Origin of the sequence: Nocardia flavorosea (genome assembly GCF_015477805.1) — a bacterium.
Lineage (GTDB): Bacteria > Actinomycetota > Actinomycetes > Mycobacteriales > Mycobacteriaceae > Nocardia > Nocardia flavorosea_A.
The window spans coordinates 974,319-998,118 of sequence record NZ_JADLQL010000001.1; the positions used below are offsets into that span (position 1 = coordinate 974,319).

At 68.4% G+C, this 23,800-nt stretch carries 22 protein-coding genes; 15 read left to right on the forward strand and 7 right to left on the reverse strand.

Annotated features, from left to right (window positions below):
• Positions 1-48: 48 nt before the first annotated feature.
• The 3 genes from IU448_RS04340 (at position 49) to IU448_RS04350 (ending at position 3,796) form a co-directional block, all read left to right on the forward strand.
• A complete protein-coding gene (locus IU448_RS04340; protein WP_195054162.1) occupies positions 49-1,572 on the forward strand; it encodes a UDP-N-acetylmuramoyl-L-alanyl-D-glutamate--2,6-diaminopimelate ligase in 1,524 nt (507 codons plus the stop codon).
• Positions 1,573-1,799: 227 nt separating this feature from the next.
• A complete protein-coding gene (locus tag IU448_RS04345; RefSeq protein WP_195054163.1) occupies positions 1,800-2,243 on the forward strand; it encodes an RrF2 family transcriptional regulator in 444 nt (147 codons plus the stop codon).
• Between the two features lie 314 nt (positions 2,244-2,557).
• Complete coding sequence (locus IU448_RS04350; RefSeq protein WP_195054164.1) at positions 2,558-3,796, forward strand: globin domain-containing protein; 1,239 nt, start codon at positions 2,558-2,560, stop codon at positions 3,794-3,796.
• 35 nt (positions 3,797-3,831) lie between these two features.
• Here the strand turns inward: IU448_RS04350 and IU448_RS04355 are convergent, their stop codons facing one another.
• Positions 3,832-4,425, reverse strand: coding sequence for a TetR/AcrR family transcriptional regulator (locus IU448_RS04355; RefSeq protein WP_195054165.1), 594 nt, complete (start codon positions 4,423-4,425; stop codon positions 3,832-3,834).
• A 177-nt stretch (positions 4,426-4,602) separates the two neighbouring features.
• Between IU448_RS04355 and IU448_RS04360 the strand changes: the two genes are divergently transcribed.
• Both IU448_RS04360 and IU448_RS04365 read left to right on the forward strand, forming a co-directional pair.
• Positions 4,603-6,858, forward strand: a complete 2,256-nt coding sequence (locus tag IU448_RS04360; protein ID WP_195054166.1) for an MMPL family transporter — start codon at positions 4,603-4,605, stop codon at positions 6,856-6,858.
• Positions 6,859-6,949: 91 nt separating this feature from the next.
• A complete protein-coding gene (locus tag IU448_RS04365; protein WP_195054167.1) occupies positions 6,950-7,573 on the forward strand; it encodes a hypothetical protein in 624 nt (207 codons plus the stop codon).
• Positions 7,574-7,611: 38 nt separating this feature from the next.
• Here IU448_RS04365 and IU448_RS04370 read toward each other — a convergent pair whose 3' ends face one another.
• The 3 genes from IU448_RS04370 to IU448_RS04380 all read right to left on the reverse strand — a co-directional run bounded on the left by IU448_RS04370 (position 7,612) and on the right by IU448_RS04380 (position 9,387).
• Entirely contained in the window at positions 7,612-8,667 is a 1,056-nt protein-coding gene (locus tag IU448_RS04370) for an FAD-dependent oxidoreductase (protein ID WP_195054168.1), read from the reverse strand.
• Between the two features lie 213 nt (positions 8,668-8,880).
• Positions 8,881-9,057, reverse strand: coding sequence for a hypothetical protein (locus IU448_RS04375; protein ID WP_195054169.1), 177 nt, complete (start codon positions 9,055-9,057; stop codon positions 8,881-8,883).
• A 168-nt stretch (positions 9,058-9,225) separates the two neighbouring features.
• Complete coding sequence (locus IU448_RS04380; RefSeq protein WP_195054170.1) at positions 9,226-9,387, reverse strand: hypothetical protein; 162 nt, start codon at positions 9,385-9,387, stop codon at positions 9,226-9,228.
• A 223-nt stretch (positions 9,388-9,610) separates the two neighbouring features.
• Here IU448_RS04380 and IU448_RS04385 point away from each other — a divergent pair, with 223 nt between their 5' ends.
• From IU448_RS04385 to IU448_RS04395, 3 genes are all read left to right on the forward strand, one after another.
• Positions 9,611-11,254 carry an alkaline phosphatase D family protein gene (locus IU448_RS04385; protein ID WP_195054171.1) on the forward strand — a complete coding sequence of 548 codons (1,644 nt, stop codon included), beginning with the start codon at positions 9,611-9,613 and terminating at the stop codon, positions 11,252-11,254.
• 185 nt (positions 11,255-11,439) lie between these two features.
• On the forward strand, positions 11,440-11,721 hold the full coding sequence (locus tag IU448_RS04390; protein ID WP_195054172.1) for an ArsR/SmtB family transcription factor: 282 nt from the start codon (positions 11,440-11,442) through the stop codon (positions 11,719-11,721).
• Between the two features lie 2 nt (positions 11,722-11,723).
• Positions 11,724-12,116 (forward strand): VOC family protein, encoded by a 393-nt coding sequence (locus IU448_RS04395; RefSeq protein ID WP_195055021.1) that lies wholly within the window; start codon positions 11,724-11,726, stop codon positions 12,114-12,116.
• Between the two features lie 44 nt (positions 12,117-12,160).
• On the opposite strand, the gene IU448_RS04400 is transcribed toward IU448_RS04395, so the two are convergent.
• Positions 12,161-12,934: an SDR family NAD(P)-dependent oxidoreductase gene (locus tag IU448_RS04400; protein ID WP_195054173.1), complete on the reverse strand. Its 774-nt coding sequence runs from the start codon at positions 12,932-12,934 to the stop codon at positions 12,161-12,163.
• 130 nt (positions 12,935-13,064) lie between these two features.
• Between IU448_RS04400 and dinB the strand changes: the two genes are divergently transcribed.
• Both dinB and IU448_RS04410 read left to right on the forward strand, forming a co-directional pair.
• A complete protein-coding gene (dinB, locus tag IU448_RS04405; protein WP_195054174.1) occupies positions 13,065-14,336 on the forward strand; it encodes a DNA polymerase IV in 1,272 nt (423 codons plus the stop codon).
• 126 nt (positions 14,337-14,462) lie between these two features.
• A complete protein-coding gene (locus tag IU448_RS04410) occupies positions 14,463-16,559 on the forward strand; it encodes a neutral/alkaline ceramidase (RefSeq protein WP_195054175.1) in 2,097 nt (698 codons plus the stop codon).
• Between the two features lie 39 nt (positions 16,560-16,598).
• Here the strand turns inward: IU448_RS04410 and IU448_RS04415 are convergent, their stop codons facing one another.
• Positions 16,599-17,057, reverse strand: a complete 459-nt coding sequence (locus IU448_RS04415) for a CBS domain-containing protein (RefSeq protein ID WP_195054176.1) — start codon at positions 17,055-17,057, stop codon at positions 16,599-16,601.
• A 419-nt stretch (positions 17,058-17,476) separates the two neighbouring features.
• Here IU448_RS04415 and IU448_RS04420 point away from each other — a divergent pair, with 419 nt between their 5' ends.
• The 3 genes from IU448_RS04420 to IU448_RS04430 all read left to right on the forward strand — a co-directional run bounded on the left by IU448_RS04420 (position 17,477) and on the right by IU448_RS04430 (position 20,881).
• On the forward strand, positions 17,477-18,346 hold the full coding sequence (locus IU448_RS04420; RefSeq protein WP_324188504.1) for a universal stress protein: 870 nt from the start codon (positions 17,477-17,479) through the stop codon (positions 18,344-18,346).
• A 75-nt stretch (positions 18,347-18,421) separates the two neighbouring features.
• The gene (locus IU448_RS04425) at positions 18,422-19,060 is read left to right on the forward strand and encodes a response regulator (protein ID WP_195054177.1); all 639 of its coding nucleotides are present in this window, start codon (positions 18,422-18,424) and stop codon (positions 19,058-19,060) included.
• Positions 19,061-19,123: 63 nt separating this feature from the next.
• Positions 19,124-20,881 carry a GAF domain-containing sensor histidine kinase gene (locus IU448_RS04430; protein WP_195055023.1) on the forward strand — a complete coding sequence of 586 codons (1,758 nt, stop codon included), beginning with the start codon at positions 19,124-19,126 and terminating at the stop codon, positions 20,879-20,881.
• A 65-nt stretch (positions 20,882-20,946) separates the two neighbouring features.
• On the opposite strand, the gene IU448_RS04435 is transcribed toward IU448_RS04430, so the two are convergent.
• On the reverse strand, positions 20,947-21,729 hold the full coding sequence (locus IU448_RS04435; protein WP_228812021.1) for a dienelactone hydrolase family protein: 783 nt from the start codon (positions 21,727-21,729) through the stop codon (positions 20,947-20,949).
• A gap of 281 nt (positions 21,730-22,010) precedes the next feature.
• Between IU448_RS04435 and IU448_RS04440 the strand changes: the two genes are divergently transcribed.
• Together IU448_RS04440 and IU448_RS04445 are read left to right on the forward strand one after the other, a co-directional pair.
• Positions 22,011-22,991 (forward strand): GlxA family transcriptional regulator, encoded by a 981-nt coding sequence (locus tag IU448_RS04440; protein ID WP_195054179.1) that lies wholly within the window; start codon positions 22,011-22,013, stop codon positions 22,989-22,991.
• Positions 22,992-23,121: 130 nt separating this feature from the next.
• Entirely contained in the window at positions 23,122-23,766 is a 645-nt protein-coding gene (locus tag IU448_RS04445) for an HD domain-containing protein (RefSeq protein ID WP_195054180.1), read from the forward strand.
• The last annotated feature ends 34 nt before the right edge of the window (positions 23,767-23,800 follow it).

Here is a 23,800-nt window from a genome sequence, read left to right on the forward strand (position 1 = left end):
AGATCACGGTTGCCCGGATATCCGGCCGTGGGGTGGTTCACTGTGACCATGACCTCGCCGTCCGAGAGTGTCGATCGCCCGCGCCTGCAACAGAAGCGCGCACTGAACGATCTGGCGACGCGGCTGGGTGTGCCCTGGACCTGCGCGGCGGCCTGCGACGGCGCAACATCGATCACCGGACTCTCCCAGGATTCGCGCCTGGTTTCCGCCGGCGAGATGTACGCGGCGCTCCCCGGCGCGAACCATCACGGTGCCGATTTCGCCGGCGAGGCCGCCGCACGCGGCGCAATCGCGGCGATCAGCGACCGGCCCTGCGCGGGATTACCGACCTTCGTGGTCGCCGATCCGCGGCGCGCCCTCGGTCCGCTCGCCTCCTGGGTCTACGGCGAACCGTCACAACACCTCGACGTCATCGGCGTCACCGGAACAAACGGCAAAACCAGCACAAGTTATCTGCTCAGCGCCGGCCTGAGCGGGGCGCGCGTCGAGAACGGGCTGATCACCGGCATCACCGCCCGCGGACCACAGGGCGCGTACCCGACCGTACGGACGACCCCGGAAGCCGGTGAACTGCAACGGACACTGGCCGCGTTTCGTACCCACGGCGCCCGTGCCGTCGCGATGGAAGTGTCCAGTCATGCCCTGGCACTGCACCGGGTGGAGGGCACCCGCTTCCGTATCGGCATCTTCACCAATCTGGCCGCAGACCACCTCGATTTCCACAGCGACCTCGACGACTACTTCTCGGCGAAGGCCACACTGTTCGAGCCCGAGCGCTGCGATACCGCGGTCGTCGATATCGACGACGACCACGGAAAACGGCTCGCCGCCGCACTGGACATCCCTTACCGCACCGTCTCGACGCAGTCCACGGCCGCGGACTTCTACGCCGACCGCATCCGAGCCGACGAGCACGGCACCTCGTTCGTTGTCCACGGCGGCGGTCGTAGCGCCACGGTCGAGTTGAAGCTGCTGGGAGCACACCAGGCCGACAACGCGCTCGGCGCCATCGCCGCGCTCGACCTGCTGGGGATCGATCTCGACGCGACCATCGCCGGTATGGAAGACCTGGACTGCGTTCCCGGCCGTATGCAGCGGATCGACGCCGGCCAGCCCTTCCTCGCCTTCGTGGATTACATGCACAACACCGCCGGTCAGCAGCGGCAATTCCCCTACCTTCGGTCGTTGACCGCAGGCAAGGTCATCGCCGTCATCGGCGCCACCGGAGAACGCGACCCGGGCAAACGCGGACCGCTGGGGAGGACGGCGGGCGATTTCGCGGATACCGTGATCGTCACCGACGAAAGCCCCTTCTCCGAAAGTGCCGCCGCCCTCCGGCACGCTGTCGCCGCCGGGGCCCGCGCCGCCCACCACGCCGAAGTCATCCTCCAACCCGGCCGCGCCGATGCGATCGCCCTGGCCACCACGCTCGCACAGCCCGGTGATGTCGTAGTCGTCGCCGGTCGAGGGCACGACCCGGTACAAACATTCGGCGCCACCACGTTTGCCTTCGACGATCGGGACGAGTTGCGCCACGCAATACACCGGTCGGCACTCCAACGGCTGCGATAATCGCGGCCGGCGTCGGTGATCGCAGGGCGGTCAACAGCAAGGCCTCGAGTTCGGCCGGTGGCACGGGCGCGCGACCACGGCGATGCCTTCGTCGCCTTCCAGGAGGCGAACGAACCGGCTACCTCGGCTTCGGCTCGCGCGGCGGGCTGAGCCCCCACTGCGGACGGCGTGCCGAACGCCACATCGAAAAATTCGCGTTTCAAACACCGGATTAATAGGCTGGTCCGGTGCAACTGTCCCGCTTCAGCGATCTCGGCCTGCGGGTGATGATGCGCCTGGCCGTCAGCGGGGCCGTCGCCGAACGGGTCACCGTCAAAATCGTCGCCCGCCAGGTGAATGCATCGGAACACCACATCGCGAAAGCGGTGACCGAACTCGCCGAGCTGGGCCTGGTGGATTCCCACCGCGGGCGCACCGGTGGCATCTTTCTCACCGAGCGCGGGCGCACGGCCACCGTCGGGCAGATCGTGCGGGGTCTGGAGCGACGCACCGAGGTCGTGGCATGCACGGGCGCCCGACCGTGTCCATTGGCATCGGCGTGCCGGTTACGGCATATGCTGGCCGACGCCCAGGAGAGTTTCTACCGGAATCTCGACCAGTACACCCTGGCCGATCTGGTCGACAGCCGGACGGTGCAATTACTCTATATGCCGGCAATTCCGGAAAGTTAGACATTCCACTCACCGATAATCTCCGCGTGACCGGATAAATCCACGATTTCGCTGCGGAGGAATTGATTACAACAGCGAACTCTGCCGGCTTTTTCCATCCCCCTCTGTGTCGCGCACGGCCCCGAGCCGCCGGTGATTCCGCCTGCGGTCCCGACGTTTTCGCCCAGTCCCGCCGACGGTGTGGCGCGGCCGACATATTCCGCACAATGGCGGGTAATTGACTTCACGCCGCCGCGGCCTATTCCGCGCGATCGAATTCGATACCGTGTTCTCGTGGCATTCGAGCCGCAAACAAGCTCGACGAGGAGAACAGCATGACAACCGTCGCGACATCGGCTCCGGACCTTCCCGCGGAATTGGAAGAACACCACGCCGAAGTGGTCCGCGCGACTCTCCCGGTGATCGCCGCGCATATCGACGACATCACCGCATTGTTCTACAAGAAGATGTTCGCCGCCCGCCCCGATCTTCTTGCCGACCTGTTCAACCGCGGCAACCAGGCACAGGGCGCGCAGCAGCGGGCGCTGGCCGCGTCGATTGCCACCTTCGCCACCCACCTGGTGGATCCGGCGCTGCCGCATCCAGCGGAGATGCTCGCCCGGATCGGGCACAAGCATGCCTCCCTGGGGATCGTGGCCGAGCAGTACCCGGTGGTGCACGAGCATCTGTTCGCCGCGATCGTCGATGTGCTGGGCGCCGATACCGTCACTGCGGAGATCGCCGCGGCATGGGATCGCGTCTACTGGCTGATGGCCGATACCCTCGTCGAATTCGAGCGTGGGCTCTATGCCGGCGCCGGGGTGGCGCCCGGTGATGTGTTCCGCGAGACAGTGGTCACCGAACGTATCGACGACCCGTCCGGGGTGGTCACCTTCGTCGTGGAATCCACGGACCCGACCCGCCCGCTGCCGGATTTCGTGCCGGGGCAGTATGTTTCCGTCGGCGCGACGCTTCCCGACGGGGCCCGGCAGCTACGGCAGTACAGCCTGGTCCGGGCTCCGGGCGACGGACGGCTCGCCTTCGCCGTACGGCCGGTGGCCGCGACCGCGGCCCAACCTGCCGGGGAGGTCTCCAACCACCTGTCCGGTCATCTCGCGGTCGGCGACAACCTGGCGATCACCCTGCCGTTCGGCGACCTCACCATCGATCCCGCGGCGGCCACACCGCTGGTGCTGATCTCGGCCGGAATCGGCATCACGCCGATGATCGGCATTCTCGAACACCTCGCCGCCGGTGGCTCGCAACGTCGGGTGCTCGCCGCGCATGCCGACCGCGATACCGGTTCCCACCCGTTGCGGGCGGTCCAGCGCGGCCTCGTGGCCGCGCTGCCGAACGCCGCCCTGGAACTCTGGTACGAAAAGCACACCGGCGAGGGCCGGCCCGGCACACTCACCGTGGCCGAACTCGAATTGCCCGCGGACGCCGATTTCTATCTGTGTGGCGGCGCGGGGTTCCTCCGGTCGGTTCGCGCCCAGTTGACCGCCGCGGGGATTCCACCGGAACGTGTGCACTTCGAACTGTTCAGCCCGGACGACTGGCTGTTGCCCGAGTGAGCCGACCGGATAGCCCGGTGCCGGGGTTCCGAGGGCTAGGGGCGTAAGGCGGCCAGGGCGAGACGGGCGTAGCGGCGCCATACCGCGGGATCGCGGATATCGAGGTCGATGAGCGCGCGGGCGACACCGGACACCAGGATCTGCACATCCATCCCGGTGGCGTCCGCGCGCAGGCTTCCCTGTCTCCGTCCGAGCGTCAGGATTTCCTCCAGCCGGTCCCCCAGACCCTGGTCGAGTCCTTCGAAACCGCTGAGTACCTCGATCATCAACCGGTCCTGGGCCAGCCGGGTGGTCACCTGCTCCAGCAGTCCCTCGAGCGCGCGGTAGGCGTCGTCGCGCGCTGCGGCGACCGCGGTGGCGGCGAGTTCGTGGAACCACTCGATATGCTGCTGCGCCAGCGCGCGCACCAGGTCGGCCTTGGCCGGATAACTGCGGTAGACCGTGGCCTTGCCGACTCCGGCCCGGGCGGCGACCTGCGGGATGGTGGCGCCGATACCGTGTTCGGTGAACACTTCCCGCGCCGCGGCCAGTACCCGCTCGTGGTTCAGCCGGGCGTCCGCCCGGCGGCCCGCCCAGTTCTGCGCGTCGTCGCGCGTGGTATCCGGCAGCGCTGCCGACCTACCGGTCATGGTGTCGCCTCCACGAAATCCGCATCCATCCTGCCGGATCGAGATGCACGTCTCTTCCCGGACACAGGGTGAGTTGCTCCACAACTTCCTCGCCGAAGTGGACCCTCGGGTCCGCTCGCTTCTACCCTGAAGCATAACCGGACCATTGGGTCCACATAATCGCTCGGAGGAAAGCGCATGGCGTGGCAGTTGTTCCGGCTCGGCCGCTGGTCGTTCGTGCACCGCAGGGTGGTGGCGGCGATCTGGGTGGCGTTACTGGCCGTTCTGGCGGTCGCGGCGATGACCTTGTCCGGGAAGACCAGCGATAAATTCGAGCTGCCCGGTATCGAATCCACGCAGGCCTTCGAACTCATCGAACAGCGCAACCCGCACGCCGCACCGGACGGCGCGACCGCACGTCTGGTGTTCGAGGCCCCCGGGGGCCGGTCGCTCACCGAACCGTCCTACAACTCGGCGGTCGCCACGGCGTTACGGGAACTGTCCACCGAGAACGTGCAGTCGGTGGCCGACCCCTTCACCGGAGGCACCCTCTCTCCCGACGGCCGGGTCGGCTACGCCGCGGTGACCTACAGCAAAACCGCGAACGAACTTTCCGACGCCGACCGGTCCGCGCTGGAAACCGCCGCCCACAACGCGGAACAGGCCGGCCTCGACGTCGCCATCGGCGGTGACGCACTGGCCGCGTTCGAGATGCCACTGGCGGAAGTCGTCGGTATCGCGGTGGCGCTGGTGGTACTCGCGATCACCTTCGGATCGCTGGTCGCCGCGGGGATGCCGCTGTTGACCGCGCTCGTCGGCGTCGGCGTCGGCATGCTCGCCATCACCACTCTCACCGGGTTCGTCGAACTCGGCTCCACAACTCCCGCGCTGGGCACCATGCTCGGCCTGGCGGTCGGGATCGACTACGCCCTGTTCATCATGTCTCGCTACCAGAGCGAGGTCCGCGCCGGACGTCCGCTCGCGGAAGCGGCCGGCCGGGCGGTCGGCACCGCCGGGTCCGCGGTCGTCTTCGCCGGAGCGACCGTCATCATCGCGCTGGTCGGTCTGGCGGTGTGCAATATCGGATTCCTCACCCAGATGGGCCTGGCCGGCGCGTTCACGGTCGCTGTCGCCGTACTCATCTCGCTGACCCTGCTCCCGGCCATCCTCGGATTCGCCGGTGACAAGGTCATGCGGGGCAAGCCCCGCTATCTGAAGCAGCAGACCGGCGACACGGAATTCCGCACCCACGGCCGGCGCTGGGTGGAAGGTATCGCCCGGCACAAATGGCTCGCCCTGGCCGGCGGTATCGCCGTCGCCGCCGTCGCCGCGCTGCCGATGGCCTCCATGCAGCTGGCGTTGCCCGACGATTCCAGCAAACCCGCCGGTAGCGACGCCCGCGTCGCCTACGACCTGATCGCCGAGAACTTCGGCGCCGGCGCCAACGGTCCGCTGGTCGTGGTCGTCGACACCGCGAACGCGGCCGACCCCGCGGCGGCTGTGCATACGGTCACCGCCGATCTGCAGAACCTGGCCGGCCGGTCAGATTCCGGTATCGCCGCAGTCGTCCCCGCGCTCACCAGCGATACGCCGCAGGCCCGGCAGATCTTCGCCCAGCAGCTCGAGACGGTCCGGTTCGCCACCATCACGGTCATTCCCGACTCCGGCCCCTCGGATCAGGCCACCAAGGACCTGGTCGCCGACATCCGGGCCACCGTCGCCGGCCTACCGGCGGAGACCGGCGCCCGCGCCCTGGTCACCGGACAGACCGCGGTCGGCGTCGATATCGCCGACAAGCTCACCCAGGTGTTCCCGCTCTACCTCGCCGTGGTGGTGGGCTTGGCGATCATCCTGCTGATCGCGGTGTTCCGTTCGATCTGGGTTCCGGTCAAGGCCGCACTGGGCTTCCTGCTCTCGGTCGGTGTCTCGCTCGGCGCCACCGTCGCGGTCTTCCAATGGGGCTGGCTGAACGAGCTCGTCGGCCTGGACACCACCAGCCCGGTGCTGTTCATTCTGCCGATCCTGCTGACCGGTATCCTCTTCGGTCTCGCGATGGACTACGAGGTCTTCCTCGTCACCCGGATGCGTGAGGCCTACGTTCACGGGACCCCGGCGCGGCGGGCGGTGCTCGACGGGTTCGCCCACAGCGCCCGCGTGGTGGTGGCCGCCGCGATCATCATGATCGGCGTCTTCGCCGGGTTCGCCCTCGTCGACGACGTCATCCTGAAATCCATCGGCTTCGCCCTAGCGGTGGGTGTGCTGGCGGATGCGTTCCTGGTCCGGATGCTCATCGTTCCCGCGGTCATGCTGATCGTCGGCGAGCGGATCTGGTGGATGCCGAAATGGCTGTCCCCGCTCGTGCCCGGTTTCGATATCGAGGGCGAACGACTCGCCGAGAGGCTCGACACGGCATCCACCGAACCCGCCCCGGAGCGAGTACTCGCCGGAAACTGAGCGGAACCACGCGGACCCACAGCGCCCGGCCGTTTCCCAACCGCAACCTCTCCGTGGTGTGGACGACGCGGTCCCGGGTACCCGGGGCCGCGTGAGAACTGCGAATACGAGCCCGGACAGCACGTTGCCCCGGAAGAACCGTCGCCCGTCACGCGGATGCGCGTGGTGGCCGGCGGTTCTCTCCGCGATTGCACTGCTGATCACCGGTTGTTCTGCCGGGCAGGAAGCCCAGACCGCCGAACAGGCGCCGGCGATCAACGGTACGAACGGCAGCGTCGGCGCCATCGACCTGGAGAATGTCTACCTGCACGCCGAGGTCGCCGATCAGCCCTCCCCGATCTACACCGATGTCCGGCTGGCGTTCACCGCGGTGAATACGAGCCAAACGGAATCGGACCGGCTGGTCGAGATCGAATCACCGGCTGCCGAATCGGTGGCGATCCAGGGCCCCGGGCCCGCACTGGAACTGGGCCCGCAGAGCAGCCTTGCCGCGGGCGAACCCGTTCAGAATCTCGATCCGGAAACCGCTCCGGACCAACCGATCACAGTCGCCGTCACCATGAAGGATCCCGGCGCATCGCCCGGGCTGACCTTTCCGTTCGATTTCACTTTCGAAAAAGCCGGCACCGTCCGGCTGACGGTCCCGTTCGACGTCTGGACGCCGGGTGAATCACAACCCACCGAGCGCCCCCTGCCACCCTCGGTGACTCCGTAACGGCAACGCGGAGCCGCGCGCGTATGCAGACTCCGCTGTCACTGCGTGGCGGCAGCGCTGCGCATCCGGCGGGCCACCTGATGCCGTTCCTCGGTTATCGCGCGGCGGCGGATCGACATGGCTGCGGCGGGCGACTCCCCCGCCATGATCGCCTCGTACACGGCCACCACGTCCTCGATGCACTCCCGGGCGCCGACACCGGCCGCCGGGGTGATGGCGTGGTCGGCATCGCCGACCAGCACCACCGGTTGGGCGGGCGGCGCCGCGGGACCGAGTGCAACGTTGCGGGCGTTGGAGATATGCACCCGTTCGGTCGCGGCCACCAGCTCAGCGGTCAACTCGCGGACCGGTCCGGGCGCCGCGGCCACGACCGCCGCGGCCCACTCCCCGACCCGCCGGATTCCGGTCTCCGGCGCAGCCAACGGCGCCCGGGTAATCCGCAGAAACCACAGGGCCGCACCGGCTCCGGGCCGCCAGATATGTCCGACTGTTGCGGCCGGACGACCATCGGAACCGGCTGCCGCATCGAAATGCAGGACGAAGGGGTCCGTCGGGCACTGCACCGCACGTTCGGTCATCCCGTAGATCACCACATCCCCCGCATATTCCGCCGACCGGTGCGGTTCGATACCGGCACGCGCCACCGAATCGATACCATCGGCGCCGATTACGAGTTCCCGGGTAGTCACCGTACTGCCGACGAACCGCAGCACGGTGCCCTCGACGGGATCCACCCGGACCGCGGTGACCGGGTCGTTGTACCGGATGTCCGCGCCGGATTCCGCCGCGAACCTGTTCAGCACCGCCATCAGATCGCGGCGCAACCAGAACCGGTGCCCCGCACTGGGACGTCGCTGGGTGACACCGCCGTCCGGGGTGTACCGCAGTTCGTCGAGCGCATACGACGCGGCATGCAGGTCTCGTTCCGGCACACCAAGGTCGATCAGGCCACGATGCCCGCGACCGTCGAGGATCAGGAACGCTCCGCCACCGTCCCCGCGACGCTGTTCGTAGACGGTGACCGGCCGGCCGGATCCGGCCAGCGCACCGGCCAGTGCGGTTCCGGCGATACCGCCGCCGAGGACAGTGACCATCCTGAATCCTTCCGTCGCGGTGCACGGCTCGTCACCGGTGTGTATCGGGACCGGCTTTCGAGGACCGACCTTAAAGGACTGCGGCTCGATACACCGTGACATCGGTATCGCCCGGCCCGAGTACCCGTGTCTGCGCGCGCCGGGGTAGCCGAGGCGGGAATTTCCGTGCCCGGTGGCGCCGCCGGCTGTCCCGGGCACAGCGAACCCGCGTCATCACGAGGATGTGGCGAGTTCCGCCGCGATCGCGTCGATACCACGCATACCGGCGGCGATCAGCGGATGCCGCCCACTGCCCCGGCGGATAATCTGCCCGCGAGTGCGGGGCGGGGCCGTGGAATCGGCGATACCGGTCATCCGCGCCGGGTGTTCCGGCGGGGCGGTACCTGCCACTGACCCGTCATAGGCCGACAATAGCGAAATCAACCGATATTACTCGGGAACGCCGAGACGTAGCGACTCACCTCGTCATACGTACGCGGACGCGACCAGCCTGATTCGCCGACCGCCGGCGGCGGCGCGCGCCACCGCGAGGACTCGGCGGAACGGTGCGTCCCGGATTCAGCGGTACGCGTCGCGGATTTCCCGGTCCCGTGGATGTTTGGGCTTGCGCCGGTAGCCCTTTCCCGAGGGAATGGGTTGCGCGGCGCTGGAACGACGGAGTTGCTGGCGTCGGCGCCAGCCGGTGAGGTCCGGGCGTTCGGGTTCGTCAGGGACAGGCATTGCTACTCCGGTCGGTGGGAGAATTCGGTCGGATCTCGGTCTCGTACTCGTTCATGGCATAAATGATCGCGCGGGCAGCGCATTTGCGCCCGCGAATATTTTCGCGGCACAGGTCCGCGTTGACCGCCGCCGATCCGCGCACGGTCACGAACAGTGGCCGGCGCGAACCGCCCGGCACGATTCGATTTGCCGATTCGCTCGCCGTCCACTGTGATCGGTGCACGTGAGCGGAGACAGGATCGTTGCGAAAGCCGCCGGCCCGGGCGTGCTGGGTCGCCGGGCGTTGTTTCAGGCCGGCGCAGTGACAGCAGCCGGTGTGCTGACCGCGCCGGCCGCCGGCGCGGCAGTACCGGTATTCGGCCATGGTGTCGCTTCCGGAGATCCGCTGCCCGACGGAATGATTCTGTGGACGCGGGTGACCGTCGGCGCGGAAGCGGTGCCGGGCTCCGGCGCCGGGGCGCCGGCCGCCGTGCGCTGGGAGGTGGCCGAGGATCCTGATTTCACCGCGATGGTGGCATCGGGAAGCGTGAACGCCTCCGCGGCGAGCGACCACACCGTGAAGGTCGATGTGCGGGGCCTGGCTCCCGCGCGGGATTACTGGTACCGATTCACCGCCCTGGGCGAAGGATCGCCCGTGGGCCGCACCCGTACGGCGCCGCCCGCCGCGACCGCTCCCGCGCGACTGCGTTTCGGCGTGGTGTCGTGCTCGAACTGGGAGGCCGGTTATTTCGCCGCCTACCGGCACCTGGCCGGCCGCGACGATCTCGACGCGGTCGTGCATCTGGGCGACTACCTCTACGAGTACGCGGCGGGGTCCTACGGTGGCGACGCCGGGTCCATCCGGCGCCACGAACCGGCGCACGAGATCGTCTCGCTCGCCGACTACCGGGTCCGGCACGGACAGTACAAGACCGATCCCGATCTCCAGGCGCTGCACGCCCGGCTACCGTTCATCTGCACATGGGATGACCATGAGTCGGCCGATAACTCCTGGTCCGGCGGTGCCGGTAACCACGACCCGGGCGCGGAGGGCGACTGGCCGGCCCGCCGGGCCGCCTCGGTGCGCGCGTACCTGGAATGGATGCCGGTCCGAGCCGAGGACACGGCCTCGGCGCCCCGGATCTACCGCCGGTTGCGGTTCGGCACGCTGGCCGAGCTGTCCATGCTGGATCTCCGCAGTTATCGCGACGCCGCGCCACGATTCGGCTCCCGCGACGTCGACGCCCCGGCCCGCACCATCACCGGTGCAGCCCAGATGGATTGGCTCACGGCCGGGCTGGTTTCGGGTTCGGCACGCTGGCAGCTGGTCGGCAACTCGGTGATGATCTCGCCGCTGGCCTTCCCGCCCATGGACCCGGCCACCACAGCCGCGGTGACCGAGGTTCTCGGGATACCGCGGGAGGGCTTGGCGCCCAACACCGATCAATGGGACGGGTATACGGCCGACCGGCGGCGTCTGCTGACGACTCTCACCGACCTGGACGCGACGAATATCGTCTTTCTCACCGGCGATATCCACAGTTCGTGGGCCTCGGACGTCCCGCTCGACGCGGGGTCCTATCCGCACTGCCCCACTGCGGGGGCGGAGTTCGTGGTCCCCTCGGTGACGTCCCTCGGCATCGGCGATCTGCTACCGGGCCCGCCGCGCACGGGGGCGGTCGCGCTGGAGAACTCGATCCGTACGCTCAACCCGCATATCCGCTACACCGAGCTCGATTCGCACGGCTACGGCGTAGTCGACATCGCCGCCGAGCGGGTGCGCATGGAGTGGTTCTATACGGCGGATATCACCTCACCGGGGGCGGGGGCCGCGCTCGGCGCTTCCTGGGTCCTGCCGCACGGCGGCCGGCTCCGGCCGGGAACCTGAGGGCGTAATCGAGGGTTGCGCGGGCGCCCCGGCCGGCCGCCGAAGGCGTTGCGGCCCGCTTCACCCGGGCCGAACGCCGTGTGCCCGGGTGTTGTCGGCGTACCGCCGTCCGGCCTCGCGACCCGCACCGCCGGTTCGACCGCCCACACTTGATAGGCAAGTAATTACTTGCGTATAGTGGTTCCGTGCACGCCGACCAGGGTCCGATCTTCAAAGCACTCGCCGACCCGACCCGGCGGGCAATTCTCGACGAACTGGCCGACCGAGACGGACAGACACTGTTCGAATTGTGCGGGCGGCTCACCATGATGCACGGCCTGTCGTCCACCCGACAGGCGATCTCCCAGCATCTCGACCACCTGGCCGCCGCGGGCCTGGTGCACACGCGCCGCGCCGGACGGCACAAATTCCATTATCTCGACCGCGCGCCCCTGCGCGGTCTCACCGACCGCTGGCTGGAGGAATAATGCTGAGGATCAATATCACCAGCGTCTACGTCGACGATCAGGACGAAGCCCTGCGCTTCTACACCGAGATACTCGGATTCCGGAAGAAGACCGATGTTCCGGTCGGCGATGCCTCCTGGCTGACCGTGGTCTCTCCCGCCGAACCCGACGGCGTCGAATTACTGCTCGAACCGACCGGCCATCCCGCCGCCAAGGTGTACAAGGAGGCCCTGGTGGCGGACGGGATACCTTTCACCTCCTTCGCGGTGGAGGATCTCGCGGCCGAATACGAGCGGCTGTGCGGGCTCGGCGTGCGGTTCACGCAGAAGCCGGTCGACTACGGCACCGTGAAAACCGCGGTTTTCGACGACACCTGCGGCAACCTCATCCAGATCGCCCAGGAAACCCCGGCGTAGACCGCACACCCGACAGCAAGCGACGCCGCCGGCGCCGGAGGCGATCAGGCGGTGTATCCCCCGTCCACGTCCAGTGTCTGCCCGGAAATGAAATCCGCTCGATCCGAGGCGAGGAACGCGACCGCTTCGGCGATATCCTGTGCATCGCCGAAGCGACGCAGCGGAATATTTGCCCGGGCGATCTCGAGGGCCGCCTCCTCGAGATCACCGGATCCGATCAGCCGTTCGGCCATCCCGTCGGTGAGCATTCCGGGGCCCACACAGTTGACCCGGACGCCATAGCGCCCCTCCTCCACGGCCAGCCCCCGGGCTACCGCCTCAACCGCCCCCTTCGTCCCGGCGGACAACCCGTCCCGGACCGGGTATCTCCGGGTCGCGGCGGTGGTCACGGCGACCACGGCCCCGCGCGAATCCCGCAGCAGCGGCAAGGTGGCATGCATCAGATTGAAGAACGCCGCGGCATCGCCGAGTAGCTGGTCGCGGTATTGCTGTGGCGGCACTCTGCTCAGGTGGACCATGGGAACATGCGGGCCGGCGGCGTACACCACCGTGTGCAGGCCACCGAACCGTTCACGGAACCGAGCGACGATATCGGCCACCGCGTCCGGATCCGCCAGATCCAGCGGCCATGCCGAGACCGAACGACCGAGTCGCACAATATCGCCGGCCAGGGCATCGGCCTTCGCCCGGTTCACCCGATAGGTGAACCCGATATCGCTGCCGCGCCCGGCGAGCAGCCGCACCACCGCGGCGCCGATTCCACCGGTCCCGCCGACTACCAGCGCAGCTCCGGGACGCCCGGAGAAATCGTCCACCATCCCACCTCCAACCTACCAAGCATTTGCTTGCTGAGCGTAGCAGTAAGACATCCACTCCATCAGCCCCAGCTGCGACTACGCCTCGTTGCGGCCTGCTGTTTTCCGAACGACCGAGTGTTAATGTGAACATATGTTCGAATCAGGCGACGGTTTGCGGCAGCGTGGGCGCACTCGTCACTCAGCCGCCTCCGCCCCGCGGCCCCGGATCGCCGCGCGGTCGCAGGCATCGATCCTGCACGCCGATCTGGATTCGTTCTACGCCTCGGTCGAACAGCGAGACGAGCCACATCTGCGCGGGAAACCGGTACTGGTGGGCGGCGGGGTCGTGCTCGCCGCCAGCTACGAAGCCAAGGCCCACGGGGTGCGGACCCCGATGAATACCGGCCGGGCGCTGCAGCTGTGCCCGGAAGCGATCGTGGTGCCGCCGCGAATGTCCGAATACGCACGGGCCAGCAAAGAGGTGTTCGCGATCTTCGCCGATACCACACCCATCGTGGAGGGCATTTCCATCGACGAGGCATTTCTCGATGTGGCGGGGCTGCGGCGAGTGGCCGGGGAACCGCATACCATCGCCACGGCACTGCGCGCACGGGTGCGGCGCGAGGTCGGCCTGCCCATCTCGGTGGGCATCGCCGGCACCAAATTCCTGGCCAAGGTCGCCAGCGCGGTATCGAAACCGGACGGATTGTTGCTGGTGGAGCACGGCGGCGAACTCGAGTTCCTGCACCCCCTGCCAGTACATCGCCTCTGGGGAGTCGGACCGGTGACGGCAGCAGCCCTGCGCGGGCACGGTATCGAGCGGATCGGACAGCTGGCCGAGCTGGGTGAGCCGGGCCTGCGATCGATCGTCGGCCGGGCCGCGGCGCGGCATCTGCACGCCCTGGCCTGGGCCCGCGACCCGCGCCGGGTGGAAACCGGACGGCGGCGGCGCTCGATCGGCGCGCAGCGCGCACTCGGCCGCGGGGCGCGGTCGCCGGCCGAGATCGAGGGGTATCTGCACGGTCTCATCGATCGCCTCGCCCGGCGGCTGCGGGCGGCGGATCGCGTATGCCGGACCGTGGTGCTGCGTCTGCGTTTCGACGATTTCAGCCGCGCGACCCGCTCGCACACCCTGCTCGATTCCACCGATCACACCGATACGATCCTGCGCACGGCGCGTGGACTGCTGACCGAGGCCCGGCCGCTGATCGATGAACGCGGACTCACCCTGATCGGATCGGCACTGACCAACCTGGACGACGCGGACCCGCGCCAGCTCGCGCTTCCCTTCGATCACGGACCCGCGCCGGAGCTGGATACCACTCTCGACGAGGTGCGCACCCGCTTCGGGTCGAGCGCCGTCACCCGCGCCGCCCTTCTCGGCCGGGGCGAAGGGCTGTCCGTGCCGCTGCTGCCGGACTGATCGCGGCCGTATTTCCGCCTGGCGCACGGCCCCTCCGGCACACCGTGAACTGAACAATTGACCAACCGTATCTGGACGAACGTTCAACAGTGTGGTTCGCTGCCACTCGACAGGAAAGGAACCGCGATGGCAGCGACCCCCGAATCCCGCACCGCCCCCGGCCAGTCCGGCGACCGGTCCGCCGCGCTACCGCGCCGCACCGTACTGGCCGGTGCTGCGGCAGGGACCTTCGCCCTCGGTTCGGTCACCGCACTCGGCCCCGGTGCCCCCGCGACGGCGGCGCCGCAATCCGGCGAATACCTGATCGGGATGGGAATCTCCGATATCACCGGGCCCGCCGCCGAATGCGGGATGATGGGGTATTCCCAGCAGGATCAGACCACCGCCGGGATCCATCTGCGGCCCCGCGCCCGCGCGTTCGTCATCGTCGCCGGTACCGAGCGGGTGGTCTTCGCGGTCGCGGAAAACGCGATGATCTTCCAGTCGGTGCACCGGGGTGTGCTCACCGAACTGGCCCGGCGCTTCGGCGACCTCTACACCGAACGCAACGTACTGCTCACCTCCACGCACTCCCATGCCGTATGCGGCGGCGCAAGTCACGACTACGCCTACAACCTGTCGATCCTCGGATTCCAGCAGCAGGTCTACGATGCCGAGGTCGGCGGACTGGTCGAGGCGATCACCGCCGCCCACGCCGATCTCGCACCCGGCACCATGGCGCTGGGCCGCGCCGAACTGCACGACGCGAGCGTGAACCGGTCCCGAGTCGCATTCGATCGCAACCCCGCCGCAGACAAGGCCCACTTCCCCGGCGCCATCGATCCGGCCGTCACCGCCCTGTCGATCACCCGGGCCGGACGGCCGGCGGGGGCGATCACCTGGTTCGCCACCCACAACACGTCGATGACCAACAAGAACCGGCTGATCAGCTCGGACAATAAGGGTTACGCGGCGTTCACCTGCGAACACACCGAGCACGGCGTCCGCTACCTCGACGAGAGTCCACCCGGTTTCGTCGCCGCCTTCGCGCAGACCAATGCCGGTGACATGTCACCGAACTTGAACCTGCGACCGGGTTCGGGGCCCACGGAGGACGAATTCGACAACACCCGGATCATCGGCGAACGGCAGTACCACGCCTCCCGCGCGGCGCTGGCCGCGGCCCGCCCGCTGACGGGCCCGGTCGGGTCCGTGTTCTGCTATATCGATCTGGCAGACGTCACCGTGGACGGCCGGTTCACTCCGGACGGCACGGTCGGCCGTACGGCGCCCGCCGCCGCGGGCGTCTCCCTGCTGGCGGGCAGTGTCGAGGACGGGCCCGGCCTGCCCGGCGGGCCGATCCCCGAAGGTGTGCGCAACCCCTTCATCGACGCACTGGGCGACCCGCACCTGCCCGCGCCCGACTGGCTCGCCGACGCCCAGGCGCCCAAGGCGATCGCGGTGCCGTTCAGCCTGCTGCCACCTGCCCCGTGGGTGCCGAATATCGTGCCGATCCAGATCGTGCGCATCGGGCAGCTGTATCTGGCAGCGGCCGGAGGTGAGTTCACCATTGTCGCGGGGCTGCGCGTACGCCGGGCCGTCGCGGCGGCACTGGGCGTGGATATCGCCCAGGTCCTGTTGCAGGGCTATGCCAACGCGTACCACGAGTACGTCACGACTCCGGAGGAATACGACGCCCAGCAGTACGAAGGGGCGTCCACCCTGTTCGGTCGCTGTACCCTGCCCGCTTACCAGCAGGAGTTCACCCGCCTGGCCGCGGCATTCGCCGCGGGCACGCCCGTGGCGCGCGGCCCGGCCCCGCGCGATATCTCGCATCTGCAGCCGAATTTCGTTCCCGCGCCCGGCCCGGATACCGCACCGCCCGGGTCCGATTTCGGCGCGGTGCTCACCCAACCGGCGCCCACCTACACCGCCGGCACCCGGGCGAGCGTCGAGTTCGTCTCCGCCCATCCCAAGCACAACCCGCGCCGCAACGACACCTTCCTTGAAGTCCAGCGGTCGATCGACGGCCGCTGGACCCGGATCGCCAACGAAGGCGAATGGAATGTGCGCTTCCACTGGAGCAAACGCCCACCGGCGACCTCCATCGCGGCCTTCACGTGGGACATCCCCGGCGGCACACCGGCCGGGCGGTACCGGTTCGCCCATCGGGCCGACCGCCTGTCTCCCGACGGGACCCTGCACCCCGTCACCGGCACGAGCAACGAGTTCGAGATCCGCTGACCCCCTGCCGCTGCCGACCGGCCGTCTCCGCGGCGGCGATCAAACCCCGAGGGCGGGTTCACCGACCCGGGCCGGCAGTTGCTGCTCACAGACCGCCTCCACGAATTCGCCGGTCTGCGTATCCGATACGCCGTGGGCGATATCCGCCTCGGTGATGATGCCGACCAGCCGGCCGTGCTCGGTGACGGGCAGGCGGCGGATCTGGTACTGCTGCATGAGCGCCAGGATCTCGCCGAACTCCGTATCCGCCTCGACGCTGCGCAGTTCGTCGCCCTGGGCGAATTCGCCGGCCGTCGCCGTCGCGGGATTTCGGCCCAGTGCCAGGCAGTTCACCACGATATCCCGGTCGGTGACGATTCCGACCGGATGTCCCTCACCGTCGCAGATCGGCAGCGCCCCGATATCGCGCTGCCGCATCTGCTGAGCGGCGGTGTCCATGGTGTCGCGCACACCGATGGTCACCACATCGGTGTGCATGAGCTCGCGTGCTGTGATCATCGTGCTCTCCTTCCACCGTGATGCAACCCTGCCGGGGACTCACCTTGCTGTGCTGCGAGTGTTTCCACCCCATGGTCCGCGCCGCGGGGATCGCTGTCCAGACTCGTCCGGCACCCGGCCGGCCCGGCCGCCGCGCCCGCTCGGGCCGACGGGCGGCACCGGCCGGTCGGCCGACCTCATCGAACCGATGCTCGGGTGCACGGCATTGCCGCAGACCGGCTACGCGGTACCACTGCAGGTGATCATGGAGTCCTCACTCAACAGGGTCTTTCGGCCCTTCCTGAAGAGGACCATCGCCCGCATCCTCCGCTCCGTGCCGCGTTCTAGTGTCGGCGGCGAGTCTGTACAGCGGAGTTGGCCCGGCTACGCCGAATGCGGTTGGTCGAGGGCAGCAGACCACCCGAGCGAAAGGAATCCCCGTGACCGCGCGCACGCGAGCCCCCGTTGTCGTCGGCATCGACGGGTCGTCCGGATCGATGGCCGCACTCTGGTGGGCGGTACGCACCGCGGCACGTCACCGCACCGCGCTGCATCTGGTGTCCGCCGTCGCGGTCCCCGGGGAACCCGGCCCCGACCACGGCGCCGATGTCTGCGACGATCGGGCGCTGCGCGACGATGCGGCGACTTTGCTGTCCACCGCCCGCGATCTCGCGCGCGACCGCGCCGGAGGCGAATTGGATATCGTCTGCACGGTTGCCGATGCGCGGCCGGAGACCGTGCTGATCGACTGTTCCGAGGACGCCCGCACCGTCGTCGTCGGAGTCCGCGGTGTCGGGGCCGTCGGCCGGGGTGTGCTCGGTTCGGTCAGTACCTCCCTGGCACGCCATGCCCACTGCCCTGTCGCCGTGATCCCGGTGCCCGACAGTGGCGTGGCCGATCTCCCGCCCCGGCCCGTCGTGGTGGGTGTGGACGGATCCGCGTGTGGCGCGGAGGCGGTGCGGATCGCCTTCGAGGAGGCGTCTCGGCGTTCCGTCGGCGTTGTGGCAGTCACGACCTGGTCGGAGCTTTCGCCACACGGGGCACGCGCCGCCATGCACGCGCGGGCGCAGGCTCTGCAATCGCGGAGCCTGGCCGAGCAGGCCGAATGGTATCCCGATGTACCCGTGACCCAGATCGTCGTGGAGGACCGGCCGGCCCGGCGCATCCTGGCCGAGGCCGACCGCGCCCAGCTCGTGGTCGTCGGCAGTCACGGCCGTGGCGGTTTCGCCGGGATGACGCTGGGTTCCGTCGGCCAAGCGGTCCTGCACGGCACCCAGGTCCCGTTGATCGTCGCCCGCCCCCGGAACTGACCGAACTCTCCACTGCGGCCCGCGCCCCGCCGCTCCCGTTTAAGCTTGGACAGAACTCGGGAGAGGGGGCTCGGTGTGATCACGGTATTCCTCGTCGACGACCACGAGATCGTCCGGCGCGGTGTCGCGGACCTCATCGACGCCGAAGACGATATGGAAGTCATCGGCGAGGCGGGCGATGCGGCGCGGGCGTTGGCACGTATACCCGCGCTTCGCCCCGATGTGGCGGTTCTCGACGTGCGCCTGCCCGACGGCAACGGGATCGAGCTGTGCCGCGAATTATGTTCGGCCCGCCCGGATCTGCCCTGTCTCATCCTCACCTCCTTCACCGACGAACAGGCAATGCTCGACGCCATCCTGGCGGGCGCGCGCGGGTATGTCGTCAAGGACATCACCACGCTCGCGCTCATCAGCGCCATCCGCGATATCGCGGCCGGCCGGTCGCTGCTCGACAACCGGGCCGCGGCCGCACTCATGCGCAAATTCCGCTCCGAGGCCGAGGCCGCCGCGGGCCCGCTGTCCGGGTTGACCGATCGGGAGCGGGCCCTGCTCGCCCTGGTCGGCGAGGGACTGACCAACCGCCAGATCGCCGAGCGGCTGTGCCTGGCGGAGAAGACCGTCAAGAATTATGTGTCGAGGTTGCTGTCCAAGCTCGGGGTGCAGCGGCGCACCCAGGCGGCGGTCCTTGCCACCAAGTACCAGAATCCGGCCTGAACAGCGACTGCCCGGATCGGACCGACGCCGGATCCGTGCGGCGGATGACAGAATGCGACGGTGATGGGACACCACCGGGGCGGCGAAATAGGCGTGCGGAGAACGGTTTCGGCCGGGTCGGAGCGAACCCCGGTCTCGGAAACGCTCTCCCAGTTCCGGCTTCGTGAACTGCTGCTGGAAATGCAGGACCGGATCGCGCAGATCATCGATGTCCGGGACCGGATGGACCGGCTGATCGAAGCCATGCTCGTCATCACCGCCGAACTGAATCTGGACGAAACCCTGCGCACGATCGTGCACACGGCCATCGAACTCGTGGACGCCCGGTACGGCGCGCTGGGGGTGCGCGATACCGAGCAGAGCGGTCACGAACTGGCCGAATTCATCCACGAAGGAATCGATCTCGAAACCCATACCCGGATCGGTCATCTTCCCCGCGGCCACGGGATGCTCGGCCTGCTGTTCCAGCAACCCGAACCCATCCGGCTCACCGACCTGTCCGTGCATCCGTCCTCGGTCGGTTTTCCGCCGCAGCATCCCCCGATGCGCAGCTTTCTCGGTGTTCCGGTCAAGGTGCGCGACGAGGTGTTCGGCAACCTGTATCTCACCGAGAAGTCCGGTGGTCACCCGTTCACCGAGGACGACGAGGTCGTCGTCCAGGCGCTGGCTGCGGCGGCCGGTATCGCGATCGAGAACGCCTACCTCTACGAACAGTCCCGGGTTCGCCAGCGCTGGCTGGAAGCCACCAAGGACGTCGCCACCGAACTGCTCGAGCGCGGCGAACCCAACGACGTTCTCGATCTGGTCGTCGATCGAGCGCTGGCGCTGACGGATTCGGCCTATACGTTCATCGCGCTCCCGGAAGAGCCCGATCTGCCCGCGGCCGAGGTCGGCGAACTGGTGGTCGTGGCCGCCGCCGGATCCGACGGCGCCGAACTGGCCGGACAGCGGATCGCGTTGCACGATTCCCATTCCGGCCGGGCTTTCCGGCAGGGACGACCGGTCGCGGCGGACCGGCCGGATTCCCCACCGCACCCGGATATCGCGGGCGATGCCGGCCCGACGCTCGCCCTGCCGCTCCGGGTCGGCGGAACACCGATCGGCGTACTCACCATGGTCCGCCCGCCCGGGGCCCGGCCGCTCAACGATCACGCGAAAACAATGATGCTCGTCATCGCCGACCAGGCCGCTCTCGCGTTGCGGCTCGCGGCGAGCCAGCGGCGGATGCGCGAGCTCGACGTGGTCGCCGATCGCGACCGGATCGCTCGCGACCTGCACGATCACGTTATCCAGCGGTTGTTCGTGGTGGGCCTGTCCCTGCAGGGCACCTTGCAGCGGGCCCGCACGCCGGAAGTCCGCGACAGGCTCAGCTCCACCATCGACGATATCCAGGATATCGTGCAGGATATCCGGCATTCGATCTTCGATCTGCACAGCGGGACGGTGGATCTGCGCCGGCATCTGCACCGGCTGTTCGCCGAGATGACCGCGGAAACCGAGCTGCGCACCAACCTGCGGATGACCGGGCCCGTCACCGTTCTCGCTGCACCGCTGACCGACGATGTGGAGGCGGTGCTGCGGGAAACCGTCAGCAATGCCATCCGGCACGCACAGGCGTCCACCCTGTCGGTCGAACTGCGCGTCGGCGACGAGGTCACGGTCACGGTCAGTGACAACGGGAAAGGAATACCTCCCGATATCGGCCGGCGCAGCGGCCTGGCGAACCTGACCGCTCGCGCAGTGGCCGCCGGCGGCCACTGCGATATCGAACCCATCCCCGGCGGCGGGACGACCGTGCGCTGGCAAGCGCCCCTACCGTGACCCACGCCGACGGACTACGGCTACCAAGCCCGTGTGCGCCGGTGCGCGAGCGACCCATCAACCGGCTACTCCCGACCGTCTCCGCTGACGGAGTTCTCGGACACGCTCGCAGACCCGCCCGGGGGCAGGGTTGCCAGTAGTTCGCGGTAGTGCCGTTCAGCAGCCGCGGGGTCGTAGGCGGAGGTATCGGCCTGGGTGAAGCCGTGCCGGGCCCCCTCGTAGACCTCGGTGCGGTGCCGGACGCCGGCGGTGGCCAATGCCTCGTCGAACCGGTCGATATGTTCCGGCGTCATATGGTCGTCCTCGCCCGCGTGGGCGAAATACAGTTCCGCGGTGATGTTTCCGGCCATCAGATGCGGACTGTCCGGGGTGTCGGTGACGAGCGGCCCGCCGTGAAATCCTGCCACCGCCCCGACTCGGCCGGGAAACATGGCGGCGACCAGCACCGCAAGCCGCGCCCCCATGCAGTAACCGGTGACACCGACCTTCCCCGCGGCCACCTGCGGTGCTGCCGCCAGCCACTCGAGGTAGGCGGCGGCATCCGAACGCAGCAGCTCCGGTGTGAGCTCGCGGATCATCGGGAAGACCTGCTGGAAGATCTCCGGCCGCTGTTCCGGATCGATGAAATCCGGCAGTTCGATCACCGGCGCACGCCCGTGCCGGTAGTAGGCGTTCGGCAGTAGAACCGTGTAACCGTGGGCGGCGATACGGTCGGCCAGCGACCGCAGACCGGGCCGCAGGCCGAAACCGTCCTGGATCACCAGTACTCCCGGATGGGGAGCGCCGTCGCCGGGGTAGGCGAGATACGCGTCGGCCACCCCATCGGCCGTCCGCACGTCGACCGGCATTCCTTGTATTGCAACCATCGGTGAACCCTTCTGTCGTAGTCGATGTTCTGCGATCGATTCGACGAAGGCGGAGCCCGGGCAGTACAGCGGAATCCTGTGCAGCACAGCGGACCCGTACCCGCCCGCGCGGCGCTCAGAACAGCACCGGGTAGCCCATCTGTGTGTGGCGCAATGCCGTCCCGGTAATCATCGCCACAGACCCTAGCAACGTCGCACCGATGGCGCGATCTGTGGGATGTATGTCGTTGACGCCACCCCACGTACAGCAGAAGGTGGGGAGTGTGCAGCAACGCCGTGTCGTATTCGTCGTCTTCGATGATTTCCAAGCGCTCGACCTGGTCGGCCCCTACGAGGTTTTTCAGGGCGCCGGTGAGTACGACTGCCGGGTCGTGGCCACCCGTCCGGGATGCGTGCGGTCCGACAGCGGGTTACCAGTAGGTGTCGACTGCGGTGTGGACGATGTGGACCCGGCGACCGTGGATACGCTCGTAGTCGTCGGCGGGCCCGGCGTCGAGACCGCCCGCGACGATCCCCGCCTCATGCGGTGGATCCGGGCCGCCGCGGGGGCCCGCCGCGTCGCCTCGGTGTGCACCGGCGCGTTCCTGCTCGCCGCGGCAGGGGTAATCGATGGGAAGCGGGTTACCACGCATTGGGCGTTCACCGCGCAACTCGCCCGCGAGTTTCCGCGGGTCGGCGTCGAGGGCGATCCGATTTTCGTGCGCGACGGAAATACCTGGTCCTCGGCGGGCGTGACCGCCGGGATGGATCTCGCGCTGGCTCTCGTGGAGGATGATCTCGGCCGCCGGGTCGCCCTCGAACTGGCGCGTTTCCTCGTGTTGTTCCTGCGCCGTCCCGGCGGGCAGACCCAGTTCAGCACGGCGCTGTGGCGACCACAGCCCGCGACCGACCCGGTGCGGTCGGCCGTGGCGGCCATCCACGCCGAACCCGGCGCCCGACACAGTATCGGCGATCTCGCGGCACGGTCCGGATTGAGTCCCCGCCACTTCCAGCGCCGTTTCAGCGCCGAACTCGGTGTCGGACCGGCGGCCTATGTCGAGCAAGTCCGGATCGAAGCGGCTCAGACGGCATTGGTCGACGGCGATCCAGTGGACACCGTCGCCCGGCGGTGTGGTTTCGGTACCGCCGAATCACTACGTCGCGCCTTCCATCGACGGCTCGGGGTTTCGCCCGCGGCCTACCGGGACCGCTTCCGCTCCACCACTCCCGCCGCCGTCACGGCGCAACCCGCCGTAACCGCCTGACCGAAACCTCGACCGGCCCCCCTCTCCCAGCCCGGCGATAACGACCGGCCCCGGCCTGCACGGGCCCGGCCGTCCACCGGCATGCGTCAACGCACCTCTGCCACATGTCCTTTCACCCCGAGGAGTTCCCATGTCCCTGGACCTACCGACCACGCCCCGGGCGCGCGCGGCGCAGACCGTGATCGATACCGAACTGACCCCCGCGCTGCGCAATCACAGCGTCCGCTCGTTCCTGTTCGCCCGGGCCGCGGCCGCCGACCGTGGACTGCGGCCCGGCGTGGACTACGACGAAGAAACCGTGTACCTCATCTGCGCCCTGCACGATATCGGCCTGGCCGAAGTCGCCAACGGCGACCGACGATTCGAGGTCGACGGCGCCGACTACGCCGCTGAATTCCTGGAATCCCACGGCGTGACCGACGAGCGAGTCGACATCATCTGGGATGCCATCGCCGCCCACACCACCGGACTCAGCGATTCCCCCGTCTACCGTCGCCGCCGCCCCGCCGCCATCTGGGTCGCCGTCGACGGTATCGCCATCGATATCGGCGGCAACGCAGACATGCTCCCCCGGGGATACGCCGACCGCGTACACACGGACTATCCGCGACTCGGCGGAATCCGCGCACTGACCCGCCTCGTCGAAGAGCAAGCCGTCGCGAATCCCGCGAAGGCGCAACCGGGTTCGCTGCCCGGTGAAATCGTCCGCCTCACCCACCCGGAACTGGTGCCCACCTGGCAGGACATCATCGCCGCAGGCGGCTGGGGCGACTAGCGACACGCCGGCACGAACCCTTGGTCTCCCTTCC